Origin of the sequence: Brevundimonas sp. UBA2416 (assembly GCF_002343105.1) — a bacterium.
Classification (GTDB): Bacteria; Pseudomonadota; Alphaproteobacteria; order Caulobacterales; family Caulobacteraceae; genus Brevundimonas.
This window is the reverse complement of sequence record NZ_DDRM01000025.1, coordinates 23,262-37,028: the sequence shown is the minus strand read 5'-3', so window position 1 is coordinate 37,028 and position 13,767 is coordinate 23,262. Positions and strand designations below refer to the sequence as shown.

General features: G+C 68.0%; 18 protein-coding genes. 9 read left to right on the top strand and 9 right to left on the bottom strand.

All coding sequences use genetic code 11. The features are described from left to right. The first annotated feature begins 81 nt into the window (after positions 1-81). Entirely contained in the window at positions 82-879 is a 798-nt protein-coding gene (locus tag B3E43_RS08750; RefSeq protein WP_292028586.1) for an enoyl-ACP reductase FabI, read from the top strand. A 110-nt stretch (positions 880-989) separates the two neighbouring features. Continuing rightward, positions 990-1,169, top strand: coding sequence for a YegP family protein (locus tag B3E43_RS08745; RefSeq protein WP_292028526.1), 180 nt, complete (start codon positions 990-992; stop codon positions 1,167-1,169). A 3-nt stretch (positions 1,170-1,172) separates the two neighbouring features. Here B3E43_RS08745 and rimM read toward each other — a convergent pair whose 3' ends face one another. From rimM to ffh, 3 genes are all read right to left on the bottom strand, one after another. After that, positions 1,173-1,697: a ribosome maturation factor RimM gene (gene rimM, locus B3E43_RS08740; protein ID WP_292028523.1), complete on the bottom strand. Its 525-nt coding sequence runs from the start codon at positions 1,695-1,697 to the stop codon at positions 1,173-1,175. A gap of 136 nt (positions 1,698-1,833) precedes the next feature. Continuing rightward, on the bottom strand, positions 1,834-2,451 hold the full coding sequence (rpsP, locus tag B3E43_RS08735) for a 30S ribosomal protein S16 (RefSeq protein ID WP_292028522.1): 618 nt from the start codon (positions 2,449-2,451) through the stop codon (positions 1,834-1,836). Between the two features lie 25 nt (positions 2,452-2,476). After that, positions 2,477-4,000: a signal recognition particle protein gene (gene ffh, locus B3E43_RS08730; RefSeq protein ID WP_292028520.1), complete on the bottom strand. Its 1,524-nt coding sequence runs from the start codon at positions 3,998-4,000 to the stop codon at positions 2,477-2,479. Between the two features lie 356 nt (positions 4,001-4,356). On the opposite strand from ffh, the gene B3E43_RS08725 reads away from it, so the two are divergent. Continuing rightward, the gene (locus tag B3E43_RS08725) at positions 4,357-4,659 is read left to right on the top strand and encodes a UrcA family protein (protein ID WP_292028519.1); all 303 of its coding nucleotides are present in this window, start codon (positions 4,357-4,359) and stop codon (positions 4,657-4,659) included. A gap of 86 nt (positions 4,660-4,745) precedes the next feature. Here the strand turns inward: B3E43_RS08725 and B3E43_RS08720 are convergent, their stop codons facing one another. Both B3E43_RS08720 and B3E43_RS08715 read right to left on the bottom strand, forming a co-directional pair. Then, positions 4,746-6,920: a M3 family metallopeptidase gene (locus B3E43_RS08720; RefSeq protein ID WP_292028517.1), complete on the bottom strand. Its 2,175-nt coding sequence runs from the start codon at positions 6,918-6,920 to the stop codon at positions 4,746-4,748. Between the two features lie 205 nt (positions 6,921-7,125). Beyond that, positions 7,126-7,437 carry a hypothetical protein gene (locus B3E43_RS08715; RefSeq protein ID WP_292028514.1) on the bottom strand — a complete coding sequence of 104 codons (312 nt, stop codon included), beginning with the start codon at positions 7,435-7,437 and terminating at the stop codon, positions 7,126-7,128. Between the two features lie 105 nt (positions 7,438-7,542). Between B3E43_RS08715 and B3E43_RS08710 the strand changes: the two genes are divergently transcribed. Next, positions 7,543-8,394, top strand: coding sequence for a glutamate racemase (locus tag B3E43_RS08710; protein ID WP_292028512.1), 852 nt, complete (start codon positions 7,543-7,545; stop codon positions 8,392-8,394). Positions 8,395-8,411: 17 nt separating this feature from the next. Here B3E43_RS08710 and B3E43_RS08705 read toward each other — a convergent pair whose 3' ends face one another. Then, the gene (locus B3E43_RS08705) at positions 8,412-9,053 is read right to left on the bottom strand and encodes a DUF2306 domain-containing protein (RefSeq protein ID WP_292028509.1); all 642 of its coding nucleotides are present in this window, start codon (positions 9,051-9,053) and stop codon (positions 8,412-8,414) included. A 104-nt stretch (positions 9,054-9,157) separates the two neighbouring features. On the opposite strand from B3E43_RS08705, the gene B3E43_RS08700 reads away from it, so the two are divergent. Continuing rightward, the gene (locus B3E43_RS08700) at positions 9,158-9,946 is read left to right on the top strand and encodes a LytTR family DNA-binding domain-containing protein (protein WP_292028507.1); all 789 of its coding nucleotides are present in this window, start codon (positions 9,158-9,160) and stop codon (positions 9,944-9,946) included. Here B3E43_RS08700 and B3E43_RS08695 read toward each other — a convergent pair. Both B3E43_RS08695 and B3E43_RS08690 read right to left on the bottom strand, forming a co-directional pair. Then, on the bottom strand, positions 9,943-10,476 hold the full coding sequence (locus B3E43_RS08695; protein WP_292028506.1) for a carboxymuconolactone decarboxylase family protein: 534 nt from the start codon (positions 10,474-10,476) through the stop codon (positions 9,943-9,945). The genes B3E43_RS08700 and B3E43_RS08695 overlap by 4 nt on opposite strands. 84 nt (positions 10,477-10,560) lie before the next feature. Then, a complete protein-coding gene (locus B3E43_RS08690) occupies positions 10,561-11,115 on the bottom strand; it encodes a peroxiredoxin (RefSeq protein WP_292028504.1) in 555 nt (184 codons plus the stop codon). A gap of 196 nt (positions 11,116-11,311) precedes the next feature. Here B3E43_RS08690 and B3E43_RS08685 point away from each other — a divergent pair, with 196 nt between their 5' ends. Beyond that, on the top strand, positions 11,312-11,740 hold the full coding sequence (locus tag B3E43_RS08685; RefSeq protein WP_292028502.1) for an HIT domain-containing protein: 429 nt from the start codon (positions 11,312-11,314) through the stop codon (positions 11,738-11,740). On the opposite strand, the gene B3E43_RS08680 is transcribed toward B3E43_RS08685, so the two are convergent. Then, a complete protein-coding gene (locus B3E43_RS08680) occupies positions 11,724-12,278 on the bottom strand; it encodes a hypothetical protein (protein WP_292028500.1) in 555 nt (184 codons plus the stop codon). The two genes, B3E43_RS08685 and B3E43_RS08680, sit on opposite strands and share 17 nt — an antisense overlap. Positions 12,279-12,458: 180 nt before the next feature. On the opposite strand from B3E43_RS08680, the gene sdhC reads away from it, so the two are divergent. The 3 genes from sdhC to B3E43_RS08665 form a co-directional block, all read left to right on the top strand. Continuing rightward, positions 12,459-12,932, top strand: a complete 474-nt coding sequence (sdhC, locus tag B3E43_RS08675) for a succinate dehydrogenase, cytochrome b556 subunit (protein WP_292028498.1) — start codon at positions 12,459-12,461, stop codon at positions 12,930-12,932. After that, positions 12,929-13,336 carry a succinate dehydrogenase, hydrophobic membrane anchor protein gene (gene sdhD, locus B3E43_RS08670; protein WP_292028496.1) on the top strand — a complete coding sequence of 136 codons (408 nt, stop codon included), beginning with the start codon at positions 12,929-12,931 and terminating at the stop codon, positions 13,334-13,336. The genes sdhC and sdhD overlap by 4 nt, the downstream gene beginning before the upstream one ends. Positions 13,337-13,342: 6 nt before the next feature. Then, positions 13,343-13,767 (top strand): FAD-dependent oxidoreductase (locus B3E43_RS08665; protein WP_292028494.1); only part of this gene is annotated, 425 nt, incomplete at its 3' end.

Sequence of the window (13,767 nt, the reverse complement as noted above, 5' to 3'; positions counted from 1 at the left end):
CAGTGAGCGACGGCGTCGCGAGCGCCAGGCCAACAAGAACGAACACGGAGACGACCTATGGCGAGCGAGAGCGGCTGGAACATGCCAACCGGCGACCTGATGAAGGGCAAGAAGGGCCTGATCATGGGGGTCGCCAATTCGAACTCCATCGCCTGGGGCATCGCCTCCCAGCTGGCGGCCCAGGGCGCCGAACTGGCCTTCACCTATATGGGCGAGGGGCTGGAGCGCCGGGTGCGGCCGCTGGCCGAGAGCGTGGGCGCCAAACTGCTGATCCAGGCCGACGTCACCGACGACGCCTCCATGGACCGGGCCTTCGCCGAGCTGGAAAAGGCCTTCGGCACGATCGATTTCGTCGTCCACTCCGTAGCCTTCGCCAACAAGAACGAGCTGCAGGGTTCCTTCGTCGACAACACCACCCGCGACAGCTTCCTGCTGGCCATGAACATCTCGGTGTTCAGCTTCGTCGACGTGGCCAAACGGGCGTCGAAACTGATGCCCAACGGCGGGTCGATGATCACCATGACCTACCTCGGGTCCGAGCGGGCCATCCCCAACTACAACACCATGGGCGTGGCCAAGGCCGGTCTGGAAGCGGCGACCCGCTATATCGCCCGCGATCTGGGTCCCCGCGGCATCCGCGTCAACGCCATCTCGGCCGGGGCCATGCGCACCCTGTCCCTGGCCGGCATCTCGGGCGGCCGCGGCATGATCAGCCAGGGCCGGGCCATGTCCGCGATGAAGGAGGACACCTCCATGGAGGGCGTCGCCGGCGCCGCCCTGTGGCTATGCTCGGATCTCGGCTTCTCGACCACGGGCGAGGTCATCCACGTCGACGCCGGCTTCCACATGATGGGCATGGCGGCCGACGAGGAGGGGTGAGGGCCTCCGGCGCCCGGCGAACCGCCGTCTTTCCGGAAAAGGGACGTTTCCGTGGTTGACCGCCGGTACGCCTGTGCCAGCTTGGCCGTTCCCCTGACAGGAGAGGTCGCATGTCCCACAAGTTCGAAATCTACAAGGACAAGGCGGGCGAGTTCCGCGTCCGCTTCAAATACAATTCGGAAGTGATGTTCTCGACCGAGGGCTATTCGTCCAAGGCCTCGGCGAAGAACGCCATCGACTCGATCAAGAAGAACGGGCCTGACGCGCCGGTAGACGACACCACCGACTGACGCTCAGTCGGGCTCGCGCTCGCCGATCTCGTTCGGCCTCACTGCCAGCAGCCAGCCGTCGGTGATGTGCAGATCGGGCACGGCGTCTTTCGTGAATGGCAGAAACCAGGTCGGTCCGCCGGCGGCCGGGGCGATCTCGAGGATGTCGTCGGCGCCGAAATTCTGCACGGACTTCACCGTGCCGAGGACCAGCCCTTCGGGATCGCGGGCCTCCAGCCCGACCAGATCGGTCAGGTAGAATTCGTCCTCGTCCGGCTCGGGCAGCTTGTCGCGCGGGATGTAGAGCTTCAGCCCGCGCAGGGCGTCGGCGTCCTCCTTGGTGGCGATCTCCTTCGCCCGGCCGACGACGGCGGACTTCTCCGCCCGGCCCGTGGTCAGGGTCAGGCCGGTCGAACCGTCGGCCCGCAGCAGGACGCCATACGACAGCAGGGTCTTCGGCTCGGCGGTATAGGCGGTCACCCGCACCTCGCCCTTGACCCCGAACCCGCCGGCGACCTGGCCGACGAGGATGAGTTTGGTGTCGTTCATCGCCGCCTCGTTCTGATCCCGCGCCTCAAGTAGCGCGAAGCGCGGTAGGCGCACCCAATAAATGAAAAGCAGCGCCCGGTGGTCCGGACGCTGCTTTCCGATCGTCTGCGTCCCGCCGGAGCGGAACCCGAAACCCTTAGGCCTCGGTCTTTTCTTCTTCGGTCGCTTCGGCAGCCGGGGCTTCCTCGGCGGCGGCTTCGGCCGGAGCCTCTTCCGTCACAGCTTCCGCTTCAGCGGCCGGAGCCTCTTCAGCAGCAGCCTCGGCCGGGGCTTCTTCAGCGGCGGCTTCGGGCTCGGGCGCCGGCGCGTTCTTGGCGGCTTCAGCGGCGGCCTTGGCTTCTTCCTTGGCGCGGACGGCGGCTTCAGCGGCCTCGATCTTGGCGGCGGCTTCGGCCTCGGCGCGGTCGGCTTCGCGCTGGGCGCGCTCGGCGGCGCGTTCCTGGGCCTTCTTGCCCGGCTCGGCCTTCTTCGGGTTGTTCGACTGGGTCCACTTGACCTTGCCGGCCAGGGCTTCGTCCTGGCTCAGGAAGCGCGCGACGCGGTCGGTGGGCTGGGCGCCCTTGCCGAGCCATTCGGCGATCCGGTCGGTCTTCAGGGTGACGCGCTTCTGCTCGCCGTCGCGCGGAAGCATCGGGTTGTAGGTGCCGACGCGCTCGATGAATTTGCCATCGCGGGGCGAATGGCTGTCGGCGACGACGATGTAATAGTAGGGGCGCTTCTTGGCGCCGCCGCGGGCCAGACGAATCTTCAGCATTTTCAGTCTCTTTCTTTAAGTCGGATTATTTCTTGGGAGGGAAGCCCGGAAGACCCGGAAGGCCCCCCGGAAGTTGTCCGCCGCCCAGGCCGGCAAGCCGGTCCTGAAGGGCTTTCATGTCTTCGGCGCTGGGCTCGGGCATGCGGCCGCCCCCCATCGCCTTGAGGCGGGCCATGTCGGGGCCGCCGCCCATGCCGCCGCCGAGGCCGCCCATCATGGCGGCCATCTGTTTCAGGCCCTTGCCGCCGCCTTTCGACATGGACTTGACCATGTCGGCCATCTGGCGGTGCTGTTTGAGCAGGCGGTTGATGTCCTGGACCTCGACGCCGGCGCCGGCGGCGACGCGCTTCTTGCGGCTGGCGTTGAGCAGGTCGGGCTTCTTGCGCTCGGCCTTGGTCATCGAGGAGATGATGGCTTCCTGGCGCGCGATCATCCGGTCGTCGACGCCGCTGTCGGCCATCTGGGCCTTCATCTTGGCCACGCCGGGCAGCATGCCCATGATGCCCTGAAGACCGCCCATCTTCTTCATCTGCTGCAGCTGGCCGGCGAGGTCGTTCAGGTCGAACTGGCCCTTGGCCAGTTTGCGGGCCATGGCCTCGGCCTTCGACTGGTCCAGCTCCTGCGACGCCTTCTCGACCAGGGCGACGATGTCGCCCTGACCCAGGATGCGGCCGGCGACGCGGCGGGCGTCGAACACTTCCAGCGCATCGACCTTCTCGCCCGCGCCGATGTATTTGATCGGCAGGCCGGTGACGGCGCGCATCGACAGCATGGCCCCGCCGCGCCCGTCGCCGTCGGCGCGGGTCAGAACGAGGCCGGTCAGCGGCAGACGGTCGTGGAAGGCCTTGGCGGTGCGCACCGCGTCCTGACCGGTCAGGCTGTCGGCGACCAGCAGGGTCTCGACGGGTTTGGCGACCGACGCGACCTCGGCCACCTCGGCCATCAGGGCCTCGTCGAGGGTGATCCGGCCGGCGGTGTCGAGGATCAGGACGTCGAAGCCCTGGAGTTTCGCGGACTGCAGCGCGCGTCGGGTGATCTGGATCGGCGACTCGCCGGCCACGATCGGCAGGACCGCGACCTCGATCTGTTTGCCGAGGGTCTGCAGCTGCTCCATGGCCGCGGGACGACGCGTGTCCAGCGAGGCCATCATGACCTTCTTGCGGTCGAACTTGGTCAGCCGGAGCGCCAGCTTGGCAGAGGTCGTCGTCTTGCCGGAGCCCTGCAGGCCGGCCATCAGGATGACCGCGGGCGGCGTGGCGTTCAGATTGATCGGAGTCGGCTCTTCGCCGCCCAGCATCTCGACCAGGCCGTCATAGACGATCTTGACCACCTGATCGGCCGGCTTGACCGAACGGATGACGTCCTCGCCGGTGGCGCGCTCGGTGGCGAAGGCGATGAAGTCCTTGACGACGGGCAGGGCGACGTCGGCCTCGAGCAGCGCCACACGGACTTCGCGCATCGCCTCGGTGACGTCCTTTTCGGACAGGGCGCCGCGCCCGGTGATCCGGTCGAAGACGCCTGTCAGCCGCTCGTTCAGAGCCTCGAACATACAAACCTCGTCAGCCCTGCGGGCCACCACATCCAACGGGTGAGACGGTCTCCATAGCGAAATGGCCTCCGGCGACGATCACGTCGGCGGAGGGTTCTCGCCATCCTCGTCCGGTCGGAACCGGGGTCGTGATGGTGGAGACGCGAGGTTCACTTGCGTCGGAAGCGGCGGCTTATGGCGGAAAAGGGGGGCGAAGACAAGGCAGGGGACAGGTTCAGCCTGATCACCGTTCAGCTTTCCGCGAATTCATCCTGCGTCGCGATTTCGCCTCGGAACGCTCACGCGGCTGAAACGGGGCGGGCGCATCTGAACGCCGTCGCCGCCACGAGCGACGCAGACCTCCGCAGGAGATCGCCATGAAAACCCTCGCTTCTCTCGTCGCCGCCCTGTCTGTCAGCCTCGCAGCCAGCGCCGCCTCCGCCGGGGAGGCCCGCGTACAATGGGGCGATCTCGATCTTTCGAGCGCCGCCGGGGCGGACGCTTTCGACGCCCGTGTCGCCGCCGCCGCCTCCCGGATGTGCCGGGGCGTCAAACGGCCTGGCAGCCGCATCAACGACCGCGCCTTCTGCCGCACGGCCTTCCGCGATGAGGCCGTCCGTCAGCTGCCCGGCGCAGTCCAGGTCGACTACGCGCTCAGCCGCCTGCCGATTATTCTCTGACAAGCAAAAGGGCCGGCGGATCGCTCCGCCGGCCCCGTTGTTGTTGTCGCCAACGAGCCGCCGCTCGGCGAGCGTCATGGACCCCGTCAGGACGTCGGGAAGCCCCGAACCTTCAGCAGAGCCGTCACATCCGGGTCGCGGCCGCGGAAGCGGCGATAGGCCTCGGCGCGGTCGGTGGTGTTGCCCTCGGCCAGGATGATGGCCTTGTAGCGGGCCGCGATGTCGGGATTGAAGACGTCGCCCGACTCCTCGAAATAGGCCCAGGTGTCGGCGTCCATGACCTCCGACCAGAGGTAGGAATAGTAGCCGGCGGAATAGGCGTCCGAGGTGAACAGGTGATTGAACTGCGGCAGGCGGTGCCGCATCACGATCTCCTTCGGCATGCCGTACCGCGCCAGGCTCTCGCGCTCGAAGGCGTCGATGTCGGTCGGCGGCGTCGCCTGGGTGTGCAGGTCCATGTCGACCAGGGCCGAGGACAGATAGCTGACGGTGTCATAGCCCTGGTTGAAGGTGCCGGACGCCTCGATCTTGTCGACCAGCGACTGCGGCATCGGCTGGCCGGTCTCCACATGCTTCATATAGCCGTCGAGGATCGGCCGGCTCAGCACCCAGTGCTCATGCACCTGCGACGGATACTCCACATAGTCGCGCGGCGTGCCGCCCAGGGCCGGATAGGTATAGGCCGCTGACAGCGAGTGCAGGGCGTGGCCGAACTCGTGGAACAGGGTCTGGGCGTCGTCCAGCGAGATCAGGATCGGCTGGCCGCCCTCGGCCTTGGTGAAGTTGTTGTTGTTCGACGACAGCACATTCTTGACGCCGTCATAGGTCGAATAGGAACGATAGGTCGTGGCCCAGGCCCCCGACCGCTTGCCCGCGCGCGAGAAGTCGTCGGAATAGAACAGGCCGACATGGCTGCCGTCGGCCTTGTTGGTGACCTCGAACACCTCGACGTCCGGATGGAAGCCCGGGACGCTGCCGGCCGGCACCGGGGTGAAGTCGAATCCGTACAGCCGCCCGGCCATGTAGAAGGCGCCGCGCTTGACGTTGTTGAGCTCGAAATACGGCTTCAGCTCGTTCTGATCGAGGTCGTACTTCTGCTTCCGGACCTTCTCCGCATAATAGAGATAATCCCACGGCTCGATCTCGTGACCGGCGATCGCCCGCATGTCGGCGACCTCCTCGATGACCCGCGCCTTGGCCGGCGCCCAGACCCGGTTCATCAGGCCCATGGCCGCGGCCGGGGTCTTGGCCATCGTGTCCTGCATCCGCCATTCGGCGTGGTTGGCGAAGCCCAGCAGCTTGGCCCGCTGGTCGCGCAGGCGGACGATCTCGGCGATGGTCGCATTGGTGTCGTTGGCGTCGCCATTGTCGCCGCGGTTGACGAATTTGCGCCAGACAACCTCGCGCATAGCGCGGTCATCGCCGAAGCTCAGGAAGGGGTCGACGCTCGAGCGCGTGTTGACGATGGCCCACCCCTCGACGTTGCGCGACCGCGCGGCGGCGGCGGCGGCGGCCTTGTTCGAGGCCGGCAGGCCGGCGACGCCGGCTTCGGTCGGGATCACGGTCCAGGCGTTCTCGTCGGCCACGACCTTCTGGCCGAAGCTGGTGAAGGCGTTGGACAGGGCGGTGTTGATCCGGCCCAGTTCGGCCTTGCCGGCCGCGTCCAAGGCGGCCCCGTTGCGCACGAAGGCGTCACGGCTGCGCTCGGCCAGACGGGTCTGTTCGGCGCTCAGGCCATGGGCGGCTGCGTTGTCGGCGACCGTCTTGACGCGCTGGAACAGGCGTTCGTTGAAGGTGATCTCATTGCCGGCCTGGGTCAGGATCGGCGCCACCTCGCGCTGCACCGCCTGATAGTCGGGCGAGCCGATATTGCCGGTCATGACGCCGAACATCGCCAGCGCCCGCCCCAGGGGTTCGCCGGCCATCTGGCTGGCCACCAGGGTGTTGGCGAAGGTCGGCGGTTCGGGATTGTCGGCGATGGCGGCATATTCGGCGCGCTGCAGCTCGATGCCCTCGAGGATGGCCGTCTTCAGCTTGTCGGCGGTCACCCGGTCCCAGGGCGGCACCCCCTCGTACGGACCGGTCCAGACCTGCAGCAGCTCGGCGCGCGGCGTCTGCACCGGCAGGACAGCGCGGGCGGCGGCGGCGTCGGAGGCCAGGGTCGCGGCGGAGGTTCCGCCGCCCAGGGACATGCCGTTGGCGGCGCAGGCCGAAAGGGCGAACAAGCTGCCCCCGGCGACGAGAAGCTGGCGTCTGTGCATGGGTATTCTCCGTGGTTCATGAACCTTCCGGCTACCCTACGCGCATCCTGGATGACGGTCACATGAACGCGGCGTAAGATATGGGAGGGTGCCGTCGCAGCCTGGAGACCGAACGATGTCCCGTTACCGCACTTTCCTGTTCGCAGCGCTGGTCATGTCCGCTCCGGCGGCTCCCCTCCTGGCCCAGGAACCCCCGAGCCAGCGATCACCCGACCGAATCGCTCCGTCCCGGCCGACCCAGGGCGTCCAGCCGGCTCTGCCGCGCCCGCTCGGCGATTGGGCCCGCGCCCGCGCCCAACGCCCGGCGGTTTCCGGAGCCGCGCTTTTGGCTGAGGCGGAGGCGCAGGCGATGCAACAGGCTGAGGCGCTGGACTTGGCGGATATGCCTGTTGAGGTGGCCGTCCAGATGATCATGGCGTTGATCGCTGAGGTCGCGCGGGACGATCTGAGAGACCAAGCCGAGGAAATGCTGGACCACCTCGCGGAAAAGAAGATGGCCCGCGAGGAACGGTCGCACAGGGCTCAGTGTCCTGCCGGGCGACCGGACGGAACCCGCCCCCCTGAAGGCTGCTGAGTAGACGGACCGTTTCTCCCGAACCCAAATCCGTCTAAAGGCCGCGGCATGGCGATTGGCGTATTTGACTCCGGCGTGGGCGGCCTGACGGTCCACCGCGAACTGACACGACGGTTCCCTGACCGGGACTTCGTCTATCTGGCCGACCAGGCCAACGCCCCCTATGGCGGGCGCGGCGGCGAGGAAATCGTCGACCTGACCCGCGCGGGCTGCGAGCGGCTGTTCGAGGCCGGGGCCAATGTCATCGTCCTGGCCTGCAACACCGCCTCGGCCATCGCTCTTCGTCGTCTGCAGCAGAGCTGGGTGCCCGAGGCGCGCGCGCGTCACGGCCGTCCCGTCAATGTTCTGGGCATCATCGTTCCGACCATCGAGGCCGCCACCGGCATGCCCTGGGACTATGAGGCCGAGCGCCACGGCGACAAGATCGAGGCCATCGACGTCACCGGCGTCTTCTGCACCGCCGCCACGGCCATGAGCCGCGTCTATGAGATCGAGATCGACAAGCGGCGCGAGGATCTGGCCGTCTTCTCCGAGCCCTGCCCGGGCCTCGCGGGCCTCATCGAGCTCGGCGCCCCGGCCGAGGAGCTGAAGGTGGTGGTCGATGACCACGTCGACGCCCTGCGCCGCCGCATCGGCCGACATCCGGACCAGGCCATCCTAGGCTGCACCCACTATGAGATCGTCGCCGACCTGTTTGCAGCGGCCCTGCCGCCGGGAACGCCGGTGATCCACCAGCCCACGGCCGTCGCCGACGCCCTCGACCGGTATTTCGCGCGCCATCCCGAATACGACCTCGGTGGCTCGGGCCGTCGCGACTTCCTGACCACCGGCAAGGCCGGCCCCCAGTCTGATCTGGTCAGCCAGTTCTGGGGCGCGCCCCTGACCTTCACGCCGGCCTGACTTCTGAAGGCCGGTCTTCAGCGCCGCTTCATCGAATACGGCGAGGGCTGGGGCCCGGCCTCCCAGCCGAACAGCCTGAGCCAGGCCTCGACCAGAAGCAGGTTGGGAACCCAGCACAGGAAGGAGATCGCGCGATAGCCGACGTCGAACTCCAGACCGGTCAACGGGATCATCGGCAGCATGATCCTCAGCGTCACCGCCGCGAAGGTCAGCGACAGGCTGCGGATCATCCAGCGGCGATGCTGGGCGAACTCGCCCGTGACGGCCTTGCGCCAGCCCATGACGGTGGCGCTGAACCATGCGACGGCCAGTCCGCCGAAACCGGCCGTCGCCACCGGACCCGCCGAGGCATGCAGCGCCAGCCAGAAGCCGGCGACCGCGCTGATCAGACACGCCAGAACATAGGTCCGCCCCGCCCAGCGGTGCCAGATTCGCCGGGGTCCGCGCCGGGTGACCAGCTGGAAAGATCCCAGGACCAGGGCGACCACCCCGCCGCCCACATGGGCCAGCACCGCCATGGGCCAGTCGGCGATCTGGCTCACCATCGGCGGCGCCGGGAACGGAACCGCGGGCAGCAGATAGCGCGCGCTGACCAGCGCGACGCCGAGGGCCAGAACGGCCATCAGGCCGAACATTGTTGTCGCAATCACTCTCGTCACGCCGCCGGCTCCCCTGTGGGCCGGCATGGGTTGAACCGGTCCGGGAGGGCGTGTCAGCCTCGCCTTCGCGAACGGGACGGCTCCCTTCGCGAACGGAGCGGGGCGTGACGGCAGGCGAGGCGATCAGACGGTTCGGGGCCCTCAGGCTGGGCCGGTCCGGGGCGGCGGAACTGGCCGCCCTCGTGCTGTTCGGCCTCTTTCTGGCGGCGGTGGCCCCCTTCGGCACGGCGGAGACGCCGCCGCCGTTCCGCTATTTCTACTGGCAGATGGCGATGGTTGGCGGGGGCGTCATCGCCGCCGTCATCGAGCCGCTGGTCGCCGGCCGCCTGTCCGGCCGCCCGCGGCTGTTTGTCGTCGCCCAGCTGACGGCCATGACCCCGGCTATCGCCCTCTGGATCTCCTTCCTGCCGGTGCTCCTCCTTGGCGCGCGACTCTCGGCCGAACGCATCCTGCAGGTCATGCCGGATGTCCTGACCATCAATGTTGCGGTGGTGGTTCTGGCCTGGCTGACCCGAAAGGCGCTGAACCGCCGGGATGCGCCCCGTCCGGTTCCCGAAGGTCTGGCGCCCGCCGCCATCCGCACCCGCCTGCCGCCGCGTCTGGCGCGGGCCCGGCTGGTCGCGGTCGAGGCTGAGGACCATTATCTGCGCGTCCGCACCGAGGCCGGGTCGGCCCTGGTGCTGATGCGGCTCGGCGACGCACTGGAGGCCTTGTCGGGGATGGACGGCTTTCGCACCCACCGCTCCTGGTGGGTGGCGCGGACCGCCGTCGAGGCCGTGCGCTGGAAGGGCGGCCGGGGCGCCCTGACCCTGTCGGACGGTGCGTCCGCCCCGGTCAGCCGGACCTACGCCGCCGCCCTCAAGGGCACGGACTGGGCCGCGCCGGTCGGCTAGCCGGCCAGCGCCGCTTCCGACGCCGCGATCCGGCTGGCGGCGTGAACGACCGCGCCAATCCGCAGGGCGGTCTGCACATGGGTCGCCGGCACGCCGTGCTGGCGCAGCGCGCCTTCATGGGCGTCCAGGCAGGCGCCGCAGCCGTTGATGGCCGAGACGGCCGTCGACCACAGCTCGAAATCCATCTTGTCGACGCCCGGATTGGCCAGGACGTTCATCCGCAGGCGGGCGGGGATGGTCGTGTACTCGTGGTTCTTCATCAGGTGCAGCGAGCGGTAGTAGATGTTGTTCATGCCCATGATGGCGGCCGCGGCCTTGGCCGCGTTCATCGCCTCGGGGGACAGGACCGTCGCCGCCTGGGCCTCGATCGCCTTGACCACCGGCGCGACGCCGATCGCATGGGCCGAGGCGAGGAAACAGCCCCATTTCTGCTGGTCGTTGAGCACGGTCTCCGAGGCGAGCGAGCCGAGGTTCAGGGAGATGTCCTTGGCGTAGGCGGGCATCAGGTCGCGGAGGGCGTCAATCGACATGGGGAGTCCTCGAAACTTGGTCAGGATACAAAACAGGCGGCAGCCGCAGCCGCCGCCTGTTCCGGTTCAGGTAGATCGGACGGCTTAAGCCGCCAGCGTCTCGCCGCCGACCGGGCGGTTGCAGGCGCACAGTTCGTCGGTTTGAAGGGCGTCGACGACCCGCAGGGTGTCGGCCGGCGCGCGGCCCACGTTCAGATTGGTGACATAGACGTGCTGCACGACATTGTGCGGGTCGACCACGAAGGTGGCGCGCAGGGCGACGCCCTCGGCCTCGTCGAGGACGCCCAGGTCGCGGGCGAATTTGCCGCCGTTGTCGGCGAACTGCCAGATCGGCAGTTTCGACAGGTCGGCGTGGTCGCGGCGCCAGGCCAGCTTCACGAACTCATTGTCGGTCGAGCCGCCCATCACCACGGTGTCGCGGTCGTTGAACTCGCGCGCCAGCGAGGCGAATTCCGCGATCTCGGTCGGGCAGACGAAGGTGAAGTCCTTGGGATAGAAGAAGATCACCTTCCACTTGCCCTCGAAGCTGTCCTTGGTGATCGCCTCGAACGCCGAGACGCCGTTCTCCTCGTGGCTGTTGAAGCCCGGCTTGACGCCGATGATCTTGAAGTCCGGCAGTGTTTGTCCAACGCCCAGCATGGCGGGTTCTCCTGATGTCTGAATGGGATTGCGCCCGGGGAGGAGCGCCGCAGCTGCGAAATGGCTTGTGCAGTGCACAAAGTCAATCATTGGACACGACTTTGTTTGATAGATTTTCTCTATGATGTTCATAGGCGGGAACCCATCACCGGTTAGCTCCGCTTGACCTGCCGCCCCTGGCGCGCGACCCAAGGTCATGACCGCTGCGTTCAAAGCCGACCCCGCCTTCGAAGCCGGTTCCGTGGTCGCCTGCGACTGGCCCCTGTGTCAGGTGCGGCTGCAGGACGACGCCCGCTATCCGTGGCTCATCCTGATCCCCCGCCGCGCCGGACTGCAGGAGATCGAGGATCTGACCGGCGCCGAGCGCGCCGCCCTGATGGACGAGGTCGTCCGCGCCGGCGAACTGGTGCGCGAACTGGGTCAGGCCGCCGGTCGGCCGGTGCAGAAGCTGAACGTCGCCGCCCTCGGTAATGTCACCGCCCAGCTGCACGTCCATGTCGTCGGTCGCCGCCACGACGACGGCCAGTGGCCTGATCCGGTCTGGGGGCGAGGCGCCGCCGTGCCCTACGGCGCCAACGGGCTTCAGGCGGCGGTGTCGCGCATCCGGCTCAGTTCGGGCGGATAAGGCTCACGGCGCGGGGTTCGCCGTCGATTGTCAGCACGCCGCGCCAGCCGTTCCCGGCCCGCTCCAGCGTCATGGCGCCGGATCCCTCGAGCGTCAGGGTCGTCCCGTCCGAGATCGCCGCGCCCCAACCCGCCGGACCGCGCCAGCCGCCCTCGACCGGACCGACGCCGGGATCGGTCAGGACCAGATCGTAAAGCGTCCGGCCGGTCGCATCGACAATCCGCCAGATGCCGTCCATCCGCCCCGCGGCCTGATCGGCCCGGATCTCGGCGGAGGCCACGCCCTGCTCATAGGCCGCCTCGACGTCGCTCGGCGTATATTCATAGGACCGGACATAAGCCTCGACCACGACCGGCGTTTCCAGCGGACGGCGGTACAGGTCGCCGTCGGCGTCGCCCTGGGCCGGTTCACGGCCGAAATCCCGGCCCGGCTCGAACGGACGGATCACCGGCGCCTGGTAGGCGGCCTGGGTGGACGGATGCGGCGCGGGCTCCTGCATCAGCAGGCCGGCGAAGGCGAAGGCGATCAAACCCGACATGCGGCCAGACTGCCGTGAACGGGCGCGGATGACAAAGGCCGTGCACCCCACCCGCGAATTCGTGATCGCCGATGCCGCACCTGCTCACGTTTCGTTGACCCCCGCCGCCACGCTGACTAAACCCGGTCCACCGGTTTCGAGCGGCTGAATTCGCTCAGGTTTCTGAGAACCATTCGCAATATGTCGACCTCCCCCCTGCCGGGCGACGCCTCCAACGACCCGTCTGACGATCAGACCGGCCGGTTTGTGGTCCAGCCCAACGGCCGCGTCCGTCCCCTGTCGCCACATCTGCAGATCTGGCGCTGGCACGTGACCATGTTCGCCTCGATCCTGAACCGCATGACCGGCGGGGCCCTGTCCGCCGGAGCGGTGCTGATCTTCCTCTGGCTGATGGCCGTGGCCTTCGGACCGGACGCCTATGCGACCTTCACCGGCTGGATGGGGTCGCCCCTGGGCCTGCTGATCTGGTTCGGCCTGACCGTCGCCCTGTGCCTGCACCTGGCCGGCGGCGTCCGCCACCTGATCTGGGACGCCGGACACGGCCTGTCGCCCAAGGCCGCCGACGCCCTGTCCTGGGCCTCGATCATCGGAGGCGTCGTCATCGCCCTGGCCTTCTGGGTCTTCCTGTTCAGCTCGGGGAGGGTCGCGCTGTGAGCCGCTACACCAAGGCCTTCGTAAAGGGCGTCAAGGTCTCCGAACGCCACGGCGCAGCGGAATGGACCGCCGAACGCGCCTCGTCCCTGATCCTCGTGCCGTTGACCCTGTGGGGCCTGTGGAGCGGGTTCGCCCTGTCCGGCGGCGGCTATGACGGCGCCCTGGCCTGGTTCCGGTCGCCGGTGAACGCCGTCCTGCTGGCCGTGACCCTCCTGGTCAGCGTCTGGCACATGCAGATGGGGCTGAAGGTCATCGTCGATGACTATATCCACAAGCCCGGCTCGCGCGGCGCCCTGCTGGGCCTGATCGGCCTGCTCTGCGTCCTGATCGCGGCGGCGGGCGTATTCTTTATCGTACGGCTGGCCCTGGGCTCTGCGCCCCTGCCTGCCGGCTTCGGGATCTGACGGCTGATGGCTGCATATGAATTCGTCGATCACGCCTATGACGTCGTCGTCGTCGGCGCGGGCGGCTCGGGCCTTCGCGCTGCCCTCGGCGCGGCCCAGCAGGGGCTGAAGGTCGCCTGCGTCACCAAGGTCTTCCCGACCCGCTCCCACACCGTGGCGGCCCAGGGCGGCATCTCGGCCAGCCTCGGCAACATGGGCGAGGACAGCTGGCAATGGCACATGTACGACACCGTCAAGGGGTCGGACTGGCTGGGCGACCAGGACGCCATCGAATACCTCGTCCGCAACGCGCCCAAGGCCGTCTACGAGCTCGAGCACTGGGGCGTGCCCTTCTCGCGCACCGAGGAAGGCAAGATTTACCAGCGCGCCTTCGGCGGCATGACCCGGAACTTCGGCGAGGGTCCCGTGCAGCGCACCTGCGCCGCCGCCGA